At 59.9% G+C, this 14,729-nt stretch carries 9 protein-coding genes; 7 read left to right on the top strand and 2 right to left on the bottom strand.

Features of this window, described 5'->3' with window-relative positions; all coding sequences use genetic code 11:
• The gene (mtnN, locus tag ACP3TA_RS09330) at positions 1-702 is read right to left on the bottom strand and encodes a 5'-methylthioadenosine/S-adenosylhomocysteine nucleosidase (protein ID WP_019455094.1); all 702 of its coding nucleotides are present in this window, start codon (positions 700-702) and stop codon (positions 1-3) included.
• 129 nt (positions 703-831) lie between these two features.
• On the opposite strand from mtnN, the gene dgt reads away from it, so the two are divergent.
• Together dgt and degP are read left to right on the top strand one after the other, a co-directional pair.
• The gene (gene dgt, locus ACP3TA_RS09335) at positions 832-2,349 is read left to right on the top strand and encodes a dGTPase (protein WP_033651661.1); all 1,518 of its coding nucleotides are present in this window, start codon (positions 832-834) and stop codon (positions 2,347-2,349) included.
• Between the two features lie 181 nt (positions 2,350-2,530).
• Positions 2,531-3,973: a serine endoprotease DegP gene (degP, locus tag ACP3TA_RS09340; RefSeq protein ID WP_033641869.1), complete on the top strand. Its 1,443-nt coding sequence runs from the start codon at positions 2,531-2,533 to the stop codon at positions 3,971-3,973.
• A 68-nt stretch (positions 3,974-4,041) separates the two neighbouring features.
• On the opposite strand, the gene barA is transcribed toward degP, so the two are convergent.
• Positions 4,042-6,768, bottom strand: a complete 2,727-nt coding sequence (gene barA / locus ACP3TA_RS09345; protein ID WP_033641870.1) for a two-component sensor histidine kinase BarA — start codon at positions 6,766-6,768, stop codon at positions 4,042-4,044.
• A 66-nt stretch (positions 6,769-6,834) separates the two neighbouring features.
• Here barA and rlmD point away from each other — a divergent pair, with 66 nt between their 5' ends.
• The 5 genes from rlmD to eno all read left to right on the top strand — a co-directional run bounded on the left by rlmD (position 6,835) and on the right by eno (position 14,692).
• Complete coding sequence (gene rlmD / locus ACP3TA_RS09350) at positions 6,835-8,184, top strand: 23S rRNA (uracil(1939)-C(5))-methyltransferase RlmD (RefSeq protein WP_046688236.1); 1,350 nt, start codon at positions 6,835-6,837, stop codon at positions 8,182-8,184.
• 9 nt (positions 8,185-8,193) lie between these two features.
• Positions 8,194-10,425: a GTP diphosphokinase gene (relA, locus tag ACP3TA_RS09355; RefSeq protein ID WP_033641872.1), complete on the top strand. Its 2,232-nt coding sequence runs from the start codon at positions 8,194-8,196 to the stop codon at positions 10,423-10,425.
• A 99-nt stretch (positions 10,426-10,524) separates the two neighbouring features.
• A complete protein-coding gene (gene mazG, locus ACP3TA_RS09360; protein ID WP_096241897.1) occupies positions 10,525-11,319 on the top strand; it encodes a nucleoside triphosphate pyrophosphohydrolase in 795 nt (264 codons plus the stop codon).
• Between the two features lie 358 nt (positions 11,320-11,677).
• The gene (pyrG, locus tag ACP3TA_RS09365) at positions 11,678-13,315 is read left to right on the top strand and encodes a glutamine hydrolyzing CTP synthase (protein WP_122016513.1); all 1,638 of its coding nucleotides are present in this window, start codon (positions 11,678-11,680) and stop codon (positions 13,313-13,315) included.
• Positions 13,316-13,396: 81 nt separating this feature from the next.
• The gene (eno, locus tag ACP3TA_RS09370; protein WP_004932670.1) at positions 13,397-14,692 is read left to right on the top strand and encodes a phosphopyruvate hydratase; all 1,296 of its coding nucleotides are present in this window, start codon (positions 13,397-13,399) and stop codon (positions 14,690-14,692) included.
• Positions 14,693-14,729: the final 37 nt, after the last annotated feature.

Genomic DNA, 14,729 nt, shown 5'->3' on the forward strand with positions numbered 1-14,729 from the left:
TCAACCGCGCTTGGCCAGGGTTTGCAGCATGGCGTTGACCATCAGCGTAGACTGCTTGGCCGCTACCACCAGGAACTCGTCAAAGCTCATGTGCGACTCGCTGTCGGCGACGTCGGAAATGGCGCGCACCACCACGAACGGCGTGCCGAACAGATGGCAGACGTGGGCGATCGCCGCGGCTTCCATTTCCACGGCGGCGACGCGCGGGAAGGTGGCGCGGATGCGCGCCAGCGGCTCGGCGCCGTTGATGAAGGCGTCACCGCTGCAGATCAGGCCGCGCACCGCGTGCAGATCCAGCTGTTTGATGCAGCTTTCCGCCAGCGCGATCAGTGCGTCGTCGGCGACGAACGCCGCCGGGCAGCCGGCCATCTGGCCCGGCTCGTAGCCGAAGGCGGTGACGTCGGCGTCGTGGTAGCGCACTTCTTCGGACACCACGATGTCGCCCACGCGCAGCGTGCTGGCCAGGCCGCCGGCGGAGCCGGTATTGATCACCACGTCCGGGCTGCAGTGCTCCAGCAGCAGGGTGGTGCCCATGGCTGCGGAGACTTTGCCGATGCCGGATTTCAGCAGGGCCACTTCAACGCCGCCGATCTGGCCGGTGTAGATTTCGCAGCCCGCGCGCTGGATGGTTTGACGGTTTTCGATTTGATCGCGCAGCAGGGTGACTTCCTGCTCCATTGCGCCGATGATGCCTACTTTCATAAATAACACTCGCTGATTGGCCGTGAGAATTGCGGCATAGTCTATCATGGCTGTGTATCAGAGATAATGCGTTGCATCCGCCGCCGGGAATTGTTATCACGGGGGCAGGGCGCAACGGCGGAGAAACAGATGTCCGGGATCGACTTCAAGCAAAAAATCAGCTTCCAACGGCCTTTCAGCAAACCGATCGAGGCCGAGGAAGAGTACGACATCGTGCGGCAGTTCGAGAGCGATCGCGGGCGCATCGTCAACTCGGCCGCCATTCGCCGTTTGCAGCAAAAAACCCAGGTGTTTCCGCTGGAGCGCAACGCGGCGGTGCGCAGCCGCCTGACGCACTCGATGGAGGTGCAGCAGGTCGGGCGCCATATCGCCAAAGAGATCCTCAACCGCTTCAAACAGGCGGGTAAGATCGATGAATTCGGCCTGACCCGGCTACTCGATCCGTTTGAGAGCATCGTGGAAATGGCCTGTCTGATGCACGATATCGGCAATCCGCCGTTCGGTCACTTCGGCGAGTCGGCGATCAACGACTGGTTCGCCCAGCGGCTCGATCCTGCCAGCTGCGGCAGCGAGCCGGGCAGTCACGATCGCTGCCAGGTCGCGTCGCTGCGGCTGCATGAAGGGGAGAGCGATCTGAACCGGCTGCGCAGCCGGATCCGTCAGGATCTCAGCCATTTCGAGGGCAACGCCCAGGCGATCCGCATGGTGTACAGCCTGCTGAAACTCAATCTGACCTACGCGCAGGTCGGCTGCATTTTGAAATACACCCGCCCGGCTTATTGGGCGGGCGACATCCCCGCCAGCCACAGCTATTTGATGAAAAAGCCCGGCTATTATCTGGCGGAAGAAGCCTTTGTCGATCGGCTGCGGCGCGAGCTGCACATGGGCGAGTTCGATCGTTTTCCGCTGACCTACATCATGGAGGCCGCCGACGATATCTCATACTGCGTGGCCGATCTGGAAGACGCGGTGGAGAAGAGCATTTTCACCGTCGAGCAGCTGTATCAGCACCTGATTCAGGAGTGGGGCGAGGTGGCGCCGGGCGATCTGTTCGACAAGACCGTCGCCAGCGCGTTTCGCAAGATCGACCGCGGCGGCGCGCGGCGCAGCGCGGAAGATCAGTTCTTCATGTATCTGCGGGTGTTTACCGTGGCGCGGCTGGTGCCGCACGCGGCGCAGCGCTTTATCGACAATCTTGACGCGGTTTATCAGGGCAGTTTCAATCAGGCGCTGCTGGAAGATTCCAGCCCTGCCTATCAGCTACTGAAAATATTTAAAAATGTGGCGTTCAAGCACGTGTTCAACCACCCGGAGGTCGAGCAGCTCGAGCTGCAAGGCTACCGGGTGATCAGCGGCCTGCTGGACATTTACAGCCCGCTGCTGGCGATGTCGCTGGCGGACTTCAGCCGGTTGGTGCGCGAGGACAGCCATCGCGCTTACCCGATCGAAACGCGCCTGTTCCACAAGCTGTCCACCAAGCATCGGCTGGCTTATGTGGAAGCGGTAGAAGGGCTGCAGCATTTATCGCCGGAGCAGCAAACCATTCGGGAATATTATTTCCGCGCGCGTTTATTGCAGGACTATATCAGCGGAATGACCGACCTTTATGCCTATGATGAATATCGTCGATTAATGGCGGCGGAATAATTAAGCGGAGGAATAATTATCAGCAATTCCAACCGGTTGGCTGTCTCGAGTTTTGTAAAGACGAACAATATTTGTTTACTATTGCCAATCATCTGTGCCGGAACTTCGGGCTATTAATTAACTCTGAATAAGCACGCAAGACAGCCATTCTTTTTTGAACGACTTTATAAGAGACACACAGATGAAAAAAACCGCATTAGTTCTGAGCGCACTGGCATTCAGCATCGGTATGGCGATGGGCCCGGTTACGGCCAGCGCCGCTGAAACCGCGTCTTCCAGCACCCAGCAGTTGCCGAGCCTGGCGCCGATGCTGGAGAAGGTGATGCCTTCCGTCGTGAGCATTAACGTTGAGGGCAGCACCACGGTCAATACGCCGCGCATGCCGCAACAGTTCCAACAGTTCTTCGGTGAAGATTCGCCGTTCTGCCAGGACGGTTCACCGTTCCAGGGCTCGCCGATGTGTCAGGGCGCTGAACAGCCCGGACCGGATGGCCAGCAGCCGCAGGGCACGCAGCAGAAATTCCAGGCGCTGGGCGCTGGGGTGGTTATCGATGCCGCCAAGGGCTATGTGGTGACCAACAATCACGTGGTGGACAACGCCAACAAGATCCAGGTGCAACTGAGCGACGGCCGCCGTTTCGACGCCAAAGTGATCGGCAAGGATCCGCGTTCCGACATCGCCCTGATCCAGCTGAAAGACTTCAAGAACCTGACGGCGATCAAGATGGCGGACTCCGATCAGCTGCGCGTCGGCGATTACACCGTGGCGATCGGCAACCCGTACGGGCTGGGTGAAACCGCCACCTCGGGCATCGTGTCCGCCCTGGGGCGCAGCGGCCTGAACATCGAAAACTACGAAAACTTTATCCAGACCGATGCGGCAATCAACCGCGGCAACTCCGGCGGCGCGCTGGTTAACCTGAACGGCGAGCTGATCGGCATCAACACCGCGATCCTGGCGCCGGACGGCGGCAACATCGGCATCGGCTTCGCCATTCCGAGCAATATGGTGAAAAACCTGACGGCGCAAATGGTCGAGTATGGCCAGGTGAAACGCGGCGAGCTGGGCATCATGGGCACCGAGCTGAACTCTGAGCTGGCCAAGGCGATGAAGGTCGACGCGCAGCGCGGCGCCTTCGTCAGCCAGGTAATGCCGAAATCTTCCGCCGCGAAGGCGGGCATCAAGGCCGGTGACGTGATCGTCACCATGAACGGCAAGGCCATCTCCAGCTTCGCCTCGTTCCGGGCAGAGATTGGCACGTTGCCGGTCGGCAGCAAGATGTCGCTGGGCATTATTCGCGACGGCAAGCCGATAACGATTGACGTCACGTTGGAGCAAAGCGCGCAGACCCAGGTGGCCTCGGGCAATATCTACACCGGCATTGAAGGCGCCGAGCTGAGCAATACCCAGGTCGGCAACGTGAAAGGCGTCAAGGTCGACAGCGTGAAAGCCGGCAGCGCCGCCGCACGCATCGGCCTGAAAAAGGGCGACGTGATCCTGGGCGTGAACCAACAGCCGATCCAGAACCTGGGCGAGCTGCGTAAAATCCTCGACAGCAAACCGTCGGTGCTGGCGTTGAATATTCAGCGCGGCGATAGCCAACTGTACCTGCTGGCGCAGTGATAAACGTCAGGCGCTAAAAGCAACAAAGGCACGCTACGGCGTGCCTTTTTGCATTATGGCCTGAGGATTCAGGCCGGTTGCGCCAGATGCGCACGCGCCGCGTGGATCACCAGTTCAATCTCATCCAACAGCTCCAGCCACTCCGGCTCCAGCTCGTCGTTGGTGATGCCCTGGCGCAGCTGCCGCTCGAGGTAGAAACACAGCTGCTTGAGGCGCGGCACGCCGCTGTAGCTGCAGCTGCCGTGCAGCTTATGGACCAGGTCGAGGATCTCGTCGTCGTGTTGCCCCTCGAGCAGCGCCTGCACCCGTTCGCGCACCTGCGGCAGGAAATCGAGCAGCATTTGCAGCAGATCGCGCGCCAGATCCGGTTTATTGGCCGCCTGGCGCAGCGCCAGCGGCCAGTCGAGCGACAGCGGGGCATCGTCGGCGACGGCGCTTTCCACGTCGCCGCTGTGGTAGCGCGACAGCACGCGGGTCAGCATTTTCTCGTCGATCGGCTTGGCCAGGTAGTCGTCCATCCCCGCCTGCAGCAGATGCTCGCGTTCGCCGCTGGCGGCATGGGCAGTGACGGCGACGATCGGCGTGGAGTTGTGGTGCGGCAGTTGGCGGATCAGTTCGCTGGCGTGAATGCCGTCCATCTTCGGCATTTGAATGTCCATCAGGATCAGATCCAGCACGTTGTTGCGCGCCAGCGCCAGCGCTTCCTCACCGCTCTCGCACAGCAGCGTTTTTTCCACCTGTTCGCCCAGCAGCGTGCCGATCAGCTTCAGGTTGGCCGGGTTGTCGTCGACCGCCATCACCGTCAGCGGCAGACGTTTACGCTCAGGCGGGGCGGCGAGCCGATCGGGCGTTTCCATTCTCAGCAGCGGGAACAGACGCGTGCTGGTGATAGGCTTGATCAGGCAGCCGAGCGCGCCTTGTTGCTTAAGCAGCTCGGCGTCGATCTGCGCCTGGCACGGCAGCGCCAGAATGACCCGATCGGCCAGCTTCAGCGAGGCCAACAATTTGTCCTGATGCTGCGCCATGTTGTCGCGGAACGGGATCGGCACGCCGGCCAGCAGGAAATCGTAATGGCCTGACGGCAGCTGGCCCAGCGTCGGCGAGTGGGTGATCACCAGCTGCGTGACGCTGAGCATGTTGAGCGTCGCCTGTGCCGCCGTCGGGTTGGACTCGATGTAGGCGAGCGTTTTGCCGTTCAGGTCCGGCAGGTTCGGCGCCAGCGACAGCATGCCCTCGTTCAGATCCAGCGTGATGTGGAACCAGAAGGTCGAGCCGCGATTCAGCTGGCTGTGGAAGCAGATGTCGCCGCCCATTTCCTTCACCAGCTTTTGCGTGATCACCAACCCCAGCCCGGTGCCGCCGTGGCGGCGGGAGATGCTGGCGTCCGCCTGGCGGAACGCCTGGAACAGCTGCGACTGCTGGCGTTCGGAGATGCCGATGCCGGTGTCGTGGATCTGCACTTCCACTTCCACCCGGCGCTCCAGCTGTTTGCGCAGCTCGACGCGAATATCGATATTGCCGGTTTCGGTGAACTTGATGGCGTTGCCCAGCAGGTTGGTGATGATTTGCTGCAGGCGCAGCGAGTCGCCGATCACCTGCTCCGGCACGTCGTTGTGCACATCCAGCGTCAGCTCCAACCCTTTGTCATGGGCGCTGGGGGCCAGCAGCACCACCACTTCGTCCAGCGTTTCGCGCAGGGCGAACGGAATATGCTCCAGCACCAGTTTGCCGGCCTCCAGCTTGGAGAAGTCCAGCACGTCATTGATGATGGTCAGCAGGTTGTTGGCCGAGCGCTCGATGGTCTGCAAATAGTCGGTTTGGGTCGCGCTCAGATCGGTTTTCAGCATCTGGCGGGTAAAACCGATCACGCCGTTGAGCGGGGTACGCAGCTCGTGTGACATGTTGGCCAGGAATTCGGACTTGATGCGCGCCGCCTCCTGCGCGCGTTTTTTCGCCAGATCCAGTTCGACGTTCTGGATCTCCATCTGCTCCAGCGTTTCACGCAGGTCAGACGTGGCTTGATCGATGTTCTGCTGCATCTCTTCGTGATAGGCGGTGAGCGACATCGCCATCGAGTTGATGCCGTTCTTCAGCATGTGCAGCTCGCCGAGCATGTAGCCCTCCACGCGGCTGTCGAGCTGGCCGCGGCGGATGCGATCGACGGTGTTCACCATGTTGCGGATCGGGCCGGTCACGTCGCGCATCAGGCGGTAAGCGAACAGGATGGCGATGCACATGCACAGCAGCAGCAGCAGGGTGGAGACGAACACCTCTTTATACTGCTGCAGCCGCACCGACTGCAGATCCAGCTCGATCGCCACATAGCCCAGGTTGTTGTCGGGGTGGCTGCCGCCGTCGGCGGTTTCATCCGGATACTGATTTTCCGACAGGATCGGCGTGCGCAGGATCAGCGAATCGCCGCGCCGGGTGAGCATCAGTTCGGTGGGCAACGGCACGCCTTTCGGCAACTGCAGCTGAGCGAAGTTGTGGTGATAATTGGAGGTGACGAACAGGTTGTTCTGCGCATCGAACACGGTGATCGAACGCACGATGTCCGAATGGCGGCGGTGCAGCAGGCTGACCAGTTGCCTGACCGATTCGCGGCTGCGGAACGTCATGCCGTACTCGCTGGCTACCGCCAGCGGCTCGATGATGCTGGCGCCGGCATCGACCAATTGCTCCTGCAGCTCGTTATAGCGGTGCACCACAAAGAAGGTGCTGAGCAGCAAACCAATCAGCAAGGTCGGGGCCAGAATCAGGATCATCATGCGCGCACGCAGGCTGTATTTGGTCATGGGATTCCAATGTGGGAGAATTGACAGCTGACACTAGCTTAATGAACCAGCACACAATCGACAAATATGGCGCAATTCTACTCTCCCAAACGCCGCGTGACGACCCGGCAGAGCTCACAAATCTTCACCGTGACGGTGAGCGATCTCGATACTTTCGGCCAGGGCGTGGCGCGCCACGACGGCAAAGCGGTGTTCGTGCCGGGCGTATTGCCGGGCGAGCAGGCGGAAATCCAGCTGACCGAAGACAAGCGCCAGTTCGCCAAAGGCAAGCTCAAGCGCCTGCTGAGCCGCAGCCCGCAGCGGGTGGAGCCGCGCTGCCCGCATTTCGGCGTGTGCGGCGGCTGCCAGCAGCAACATGCGGATGAGGCGCTGCAACAGCAGAGCAAGGCGGCGGCGCTGGTGCGCATGATCGCCCGCGAAACCGGAGTAACCCCGCAACAGGAACCGGTGATCGCCGGCCCGGAATACGGCTATCGCCGCCGCGCCCGCCTGAGCCTGGCGTGGCAGCCGAAGCTGCAGCGCCTGATGATGGGGTTTCGACAGGCGGCCTCCAGCGAGCTGGTGGCGGTGGAGCACTGCCCGGTGCTGCGCCCGGAGCTGGAACAGCTGCTGGCGCCGGTGCGCGCCTGCCTGAGCGGGCTGCAGGCGGTGCGGCGGCTGGGGCATGTGGAGCTGGTGCTGGCGGATAATGGTCCGCTGCTGGTGCTGCGCCATCTCGATGCCCTGAAAGAGGCGGATCGCCAGGCGCTGTTGGCGTTTGGCGAGCGGGAAAAGGTCGCCGTTTATCTGGCGCCGGACAGCGATCGGGTGGAAAAACTGTGCGGTGAAACGCCGTATTATCAGGTTGACGGGCTACGCTTAGACTTCAGTCCGCGCGACTTTATTCAGGTCAATGACGCCGTAAACCAACAAATGGTGGCGCAGGCCCTTGAATGGCTCGACATTCAACCCAATGATCGGGTGCTGGACCTGTTCTGCGGCATGGGGAATTTCACCCTGCCGCTGGCGCGCCGCGCCGCTGCGGTGGTGGGCATCGAAGGTGTTGCCACGCTGGTAGCGAATGGGCAATATAATGCACATAAGAATAAGCTGAATAATGCGTCGTTCTTCCATGAGAATCTGGAGGACGACGTTGAGCGGCAACCTTGGGCAGCACAAGGGTTTGATAAGGTGATGCTGGATCCCGCCCGCGCCGGTGCGGCCGGGGTGATGTCACACATTGTAAAACTGGCGCCGGCGCGGGTGGTGTATGTTTCCTGTAACCCCACCACGCTGGCTCGCGACAGCAAAGTGCTGTTGAACGCCGGTTATCGTCTTGCGCGCGTGCGGATGTTGGATATGTTTCCGCACACGGGGCATCTTGAATCAATGGCGCTGTTTATCAACGAGCGCGCGCCAGAGGTCGCTGCAAAGTAGGGAGAAGTTATGGTTGCGGTAAGAAGTGCACATCTGAATACGGCGGGTGAGTTCGCTCTCGATGAGTGGATCGCCGGCTTGGGGCTACCCAACCCGCAGTCATGTGAGCGATTGGCCGCAACCTGGCGTTATTGTGAGCAGCAGACCCAAAACCATCCCGACGCCTCGCTGCTGTTGTGGCGCGGCCTGGAGATGGTGGAAATCCTCTCGACGCTGAGCATGGACAACGACAGCATGCGCGCCGCGCTGCTGTTCCCGCTGGTGGATGCCGGCATCGTGCAGGAAGAGATCCTGACGGAAACGTTCGGCAAGGGCATCGTCGCCCTGGTGCATGGCGTGCGGGACATGGACGCTATTCGCCAACTGAAAGCCACCCAAAACGACTCGATGGCCTCCGAACAGGTCGACAACGTGCGCCGCATGCTGCTGGCGATGGTGGAGGATTTCCGCTGCGTCGTCATCAAGCTGGCGGAGCGCATCGCCCACCTGCGCGAGGTGAAAGACGCGCCGGAAGACGAACGCGTGCTGGCGGCGAAAGAGTGTTCCAACATCTATGCGCCGTTGGCTAACCGGCTCGGCATCGGCCAGCTGAAGTGGGAGCTGGAGGATTTCTGCTTCCGCTACCTGCACCCGGAAGAATACAAGCGCATCGCCAAGCTGCTGCATGAGCGCCGCATCGATCGCGAACAGTTCATCGACGATTTCGTCGCCGGGCTGCGCGCCGAGATGGCCAAAGAAGGCATTCGGGTGGAGATTTACGGCCGGCCGAAACACATCTACAGCATCTGGCGCAAGATGCAGAAAAAGCACCTGGCGTTCGACGAACTGTTCGACGTGCGCGCGGTGCGCATCGTGGCGGAGCGTCTACAGGATTGCTACGCGGCGTTGGGCATCGTGCATACCCACTTCCGCCACCTGCCGGACGAGTTCGACGACTACGTCGCCAACCCGAAACCCAACGGCTACCAGTCGATCCACACCGTGGTGCTGGGGCCGCGCGGCAAAACCGTCGAGATTCAGATCCGCACCCGGCAAATGCATGAAGACGCCGAGCTGGGCGTGGCCGCACACTGGAAGTACAAAGAGGGCGCGGGGGTTACCGTGCGCTCCGGCTATGAAGAGCGCATCGCCTGGCTGCGTAAGCTGATCGCCTGGCAGGAAGAGATGGCGGACTCCGGCGAGATGCTCGACGAAGTGCGCAGCCAGGTGTTCGACGATCGGGTCTATGTATTTACCCCGAAAGGCGACGTGGTCGATCTGCCGGCCGGCTCCACGCCGCTCGATTTCGCCTACCACATTCACAGCGACGTTGGTCACCGCTGCATCGGCGCCAAGATCGGCGGCCGCATCGTGCCGTTTACCTATCAGCTGAAGATGGGCGATCAGATTGAGATCATCACCCAGAAACAGCCGAACCCGAGCCGCGACTGGCTGAACCCGAACCTGGGCTACGTGACCACCAGCCGCGGGCGCTCGAAGATCCACAACTGGTTCCGCAAGCAGGATCGCGACAAGAACATTCTTGCCGGCCGCCAGATGCTGGACAACGAGCTGGAACACCTCGGCATCAGCCTGAAAGAGGCCGAGAAGCTGCTGATCCCGCGCTACAACATGAACTCGCTGGACGAGGTGCTGGCGGCGATCGGCGGCGGGGACATTCGCCTGAACCAGATGGTGAATTACCTGCAGGGCAAGTTCAACAAGCCGAGCGCCGAAGAGCAGGATCGCGAGGCGCTGCGCCAGCTGGTGCAGCAGAAAGCGCCGCCGCCGGCCCGCAACAAGGATAACGGCCGCGTGGTGGTGGAGGGCGTGGGCAACCTGATGCACCACATCGCCCGCTGCTGCCAGCCGATCCCGGGCGACGACATCGTCGGCTTTATCACCCAGGGGCGCGGCATCTCGATCCACCGTGCGGACTGCGATCAGCTGGCCGATTTGCAATCGCATGCGCCGGAGCGCATCGTCGATGCGGTGTGGGGAGAAAGCTACTCCAGCGGTTATTCGCTGGTGGTGCGCGTGATGGCCAACGATCGCAGCGGGCTGCTGCGCGATATCACCACCATTCTGGCCAACGAAAAGGTCAACGTGCTGGGCGTCGCCAGCCGCAGCGATACCAAGAAGCAGTTGGCCACCATCGATATGGACATTGAAATTTATAACCAGCAGGTGCTGGGCCGGGTGCTGGCGAAGCTGAACCAGCTCCCGGACGTGATAGACGCCAAGCGTCTGCACGGCAACTAACTCCTGCGCCTTTCGGGCCGCATCCGAGGTTGATGCGGCCCGAACTCCATCAGTTCCGGCGGACATGTCCGTGCGCCCCCATTTTCTCAGAGATTTTTTATGACTCAATCCACTTCGCTGCAGCGCCTGCTGAACATCATGAAAACGCTGCGCGACCCGCAGAACGGTTGCTCATGGGACCGTAAGCAAACCTTCGCCACCATCGCGCCCTACACGCTGGAAGAGACTTACGAAGTGCTGGACGCCATCGAACGGCAGGACTACGCCGATCTGCGCGACGAACTGGGCGACTTGCTGTTCCAGGTGGTGTTCTACGCCCAGATGGGGCAGGAACAGGGGCTGTTCGATTTTGATGAGGTGTGTACCGCCATCAGCGACAAGCTGGAGCGCCGTCATCCGCACATCTTCGGCGACGCCGAGGGCGGAGACAGCGAAGCCGTGGCGGCGCGCTGGGAGCAGCTCAAGGCCGGCGAGCGCGCCGAAAAAGCGCTGCACTCAGTGCTGGACGACATTCCGCAGGCGTTGCCGGCGTTGATGAAGGCGCACAAGATCCAAAAACGCTGCGCCTCGGTCGGCTTCGACTGGAACACGCTGGGGCCGGTGCTGGACAAAGTGTATGAAGAGATCGACGAAGTGATGCACGAAGCCCGCCAGGCGGTGGTCGATGAGCGTAAACTGGAAGAGGAGATCGGCGATCTGCTGTTCGCCACGGTGAACCTCTCGCGCCATTTGGGCCACAAGGCCGAGAACGCATTGCAGGCGGCCAACCGCAAGTTCGAACGCCGCTTCCGCGAGGTGGAGGCGATCGTCAAGCAACGCGGGCTGCGGCTTGAAGACGCCACGCTGGAGCAGATGGAAGACGCCTGGCAGCAGGTGAAACGCCAGGAAAGTTGAATCGCTGCAACGACAATGTTGAATGTTGATCACAAACAAGGTTCACTCAAGCTGAAACGGTTAAGCTTACGGTCAGGTCACAGGCGCAGGGCTGCCGTCGGCAGCAAAAGGCCAACAAACTGAAATCTAAGGTGTTTTATCGCTCGAGAGGGGCGGTAAAAAGAAATTTTCTCCGCTAACTCTTTGTATTTCCTGGAGGGTTTTGGGCGCGCCGGCGGAGTAAACCCTGATGAACACGGGAGGGCGGCCGAGATGATGGACAGCAAAACGATCGTTTGTAGGTCAGGAGAGGTTCGGGTATACTACTTTCCCGTCCTGGTTCTTCCATCGTCTTTAAACCTAAACTCTCAGGTTCAGCATGACAACTAATTATATTTTTGTGACCGGCGGGGTCGTATCCTCTCTGGGTAAAGGCATTGCCGCAGCCTCTCTGGCGGCTATTCTTGAAGCCCGTGGCCTCAACGTTACCATCATGAAACTGGACCCGTACATCAACGTGGATCCGGGCACCATGAGCCCGATTCAGCATGGGGAAGTTTTCGTCACCGAAGACGGCGCAGAAACCGATCTGGATTTGGGTCACTACGAGCGCTTCATCCGCACCAAAATGTCGCGTCGCAACAACTTCACCACCGGCCGCATCTACTCCGACGTGCTGCGTAAAGAACGCCGCGGCGACTATCTGGGCGCGACCGTGCAGGTCATTCCGCACATCACCAACGCGATCAAAGAACGCATCATCGAAGGCGGCGAAGGCCATGATGTGGTGCTGGTGGAAATCGGCGGCACCGTCGGCGATATCGAATCGCTGCCGTTCCTCGAAGCCATCCGTCAGATGGCGGTGGAAGTGGGCCGCGAGCACACCCTGTACATGCACCTGACGCTGGTGCCGTACATGGCGGCGGCGGGCGAAGTGAAAACCAAGCCGACCCAGCATTCCGTAAAAGAGCTGCTTTCCATCGGTATTCAGCCTGATGTGCTGATTTGCCGTTCCGACCGCGCGGTTCCTGCTAACGAACGCGCGAAAATCGCGCTTTTCTGCAACGTGCCGGAAAAAGCGGTTATCTCTCTGAAAGACGTTGATTCTATTTATAAAATCCCAGGCCTATTGAAATCTCAGGGGCTGGACGATTATATTTGTAAACGATTCAGCCTGAACGCGCCGGAAGCCAACCTGGCCGAATGGGAACAGGTGATCTACGAAGAAGCCAATCCGGGCGGCGAAGTGACCATCGGTATGGTCGGCAAATACGTTGAGTTGCCGGACGCCTACAAGTCGGTGATCGAAGCGCTGAAGCACGGCGGGCTGAAAAACCGTCTGACCGTGAACATCAAGCTGATCGACTCGCAGGACGTGGAAACCCGCGGCGTGGAAGTGCTGAAAGGGCTGGACGCGATCCTGATCCCGGGCGGCTTCGGCTACCGCGGCGTGGAAGGCAAAGTGATGACCGCACGCTATGCGCGCGAGAACAACATTCCTTACCTGGGCATTTGCCTGGGCATGCAGGTGGCGTTGATGGAGTTCGCTCGCAACGTGGCGGGGATGGAGAACGCCAACTCCACCGAGTTTATGCCAGACTGTAAGTACCCGGTGGTGGCGTTGATCACCGAATGGCGCGATGAAGACGGCAACGTCGAAGTGCGCAGCGAAGAAAGCGATTTGGGCGGCACGATGCGCGTAGGTGGCCAACAGTGCAACCTGAGCGACAACAGCCTGGTGCGTCAGCTGTACGGCGAACCGACCATTGTCGAGCGTCATCGTCACCGTTACGAAGTTAACAACATGCTGTTGAAGCAGATCGAAGCCGCAGGGCTGCTTGTCGCCGGTCGTTCCGCCGACAACAAGCTGGTCGAGATCATTGAACTGCCGAATCACCCGTGGTTTGTGGCCTGTCAATTCCACCCGGAATTTACATCGACGCCGCGTGATGGGCATCCGCTGTTCGCCGGCTTCGTGAAAGCCGCAGGCGAGCATCAGAAGCGCCAGGTGAAATAAAATATTTGGTAGGCGGCGCGCGGTGAGAACCGCGCGCTGTTTGTCTGGAGTTTTAGTTTAACTTGTACTGAGGAAAACCTAATGTCCAAAATCGTTAAAGTCATCGGTCGTGAAATCATCGACTCCCGCGGTAACCCGACTGTTGAAGCCGAAGTTCATCTGGAAGGCGGTTTCGTCGGCCTGGCTGCTGCGCCGTCAGGTGCTTCTACCGGTTCCCGCGAAGCGCTGGAACTGCGTGACGGTGACAAGTCTCGTTTCCTGGGTAAAGGCGTACTGAAAGCCGTTGCTGCAGTAAACGGTCCGATTGCTCAGGCAGTACTGGGTAAAGATGCCAAAGACCAGGCGAACATCGACAAGATCATGATCGAGCTGGACGGCACCGAAAACAAATCCAACTTCGGCGCCAACGCCATTCTGGCGGTTTCCCTGGCAGCAGCGAAAGCGGCCGCAGCCTCTAAAGGCATGCCGCTGTACGAGCACATCGCTGAACTGAACGGCACCCCAGGCAAATTCTCCATGCCACTGCCGATGATGAACATCATCAACGGCGGCGAGCACGCTGACAACAACGTCGACATTCAGGAATTCATGATTCAGCCGGTTGGCGCGAAGACCCTGAAAGAAGCGGTGCGCATCGGTTCCGAAGTGTTCCACCACCTGGCGAAAGTTCTGAAAGCCAAAGGCATGAACACCGCCGTGGGCGACGAAGGCGGCTACGCGCCAAACCTGGGTTCCAACGCCGAAGCGCTGGCGGTTATCGCTGAAGCGGTAAAAGCGGCGGGCTACGAGCTGGGCAAAGACGTCACTCTGGCGATGGACTGCGCGGCTTCCGAATTCTACAAAGACGGTAAATACGTGCTGGCCGGCGAAGGCAACAAAGCCTTCACTTCCGAAGAGTTCACTCACTTCCTGGAAGAGCTGACCAAACAGTACCCAATCGTGTCTATCGAAGACGGCCTGGATGAATCCGACTGGGCGGGCTTCGCTTACCAGACCAAAGTGCTGGGCGACAAAATCCAGCTGGTGGGCGACGATCTGTTCGTGACCAACACCAAGATCCTGAAAGAAGGCATCGAGAAAGGCATCGCTAACTCCATCCTGATCAAGTTCAACCAGATCGGTTCTCTGACCGAAACGCTGGCGGCTATCAAGATGGCGAAAGACGCGGGCTACACTGCGGTGATCTCTCACCGTTCCGGTGAAACCGAAGACGCAACCATCGCCGACCTGGCGGTAGGGACTGCAGCTGGCCAGATCAAAACCGGTTCCATGAGCCGTTCTGACCGCGTTGCCAAGTACAACCAACTGATCCGCATCGAAGAAGCGCTGGGTGACCGTGCGCCGTTCAACGGCCTGAAAGAAGTTAAAGGCCAGTAAGTTCGACCGATTCGGTTGCTAAATAAAAACCCGCCGC

Source organism: Serratia sp. 2C06, assembly GCF_050037615.1.
GTDB classification, from domain to species: Bacteria; Pseudomonadota; Gammaproteobacteria; order Enterobacterales; family Enterobacteriaceae; genus Serratia; species Serratia ureilytica.

Coding starts and splice junctions, on each gene's coding strand:
- barA (WP_033641870.1), bottom strand. CDS start 6,768: ATGACCAAATACAGCCTGCGTGCGCGCATGATGATCCTGATTCTGGCC.
- mtnN (WP_019455094.1), bottom strand. CDS start 702: ATGAAAGTAGGCATCATCGGCGCAATGGAGCAGGAAGTCACCCTGCTG.
- relA (WP_033641872.1), top strand. CDS start 8,194: ATGGTTGCGGTAAGAAGTGCACATCTGAATACGGCGGGTGAGTTCGCT.
- dgt (WP_033651661.1), top strand. CDS start 832: ATGTCCGGGATCGACTTCAAGCAAAAAATCAGCTTCCAACGGCCTTTC.
- rlmD (WP_046688236.1), top strand. CDS start 6,835: ATGGCGCAATTCTACTCTCCCAAACGCCGCGTGACGACCCGGCAGAGC.
- degP (WP_033641869.1), top strand. CDS start 2,531: ATGAAAAAAACCGCATTAGTTCTGAGCGCACTGGCATTCAGCATCGGT.
- eno (WP_004932670.1), top strand. CDS start 13,397: ATGTCCAAAATCGTTAAAGTCATCGGTCGTGAAATCATCGACTCCCGC.
- mazG (WP_096241897.1), top strand. CDS start 10,525: ATGACTCAATCCACTTCGCTGCAGCGCCTGCTGAACATCATGAAAACG.
- pyrG (WP_122016513.1), top strand. CDS start 11,678: ATGACAACTAATTATATTTTTGTGACCGGCGGGGTCGTATCCTCTCTG.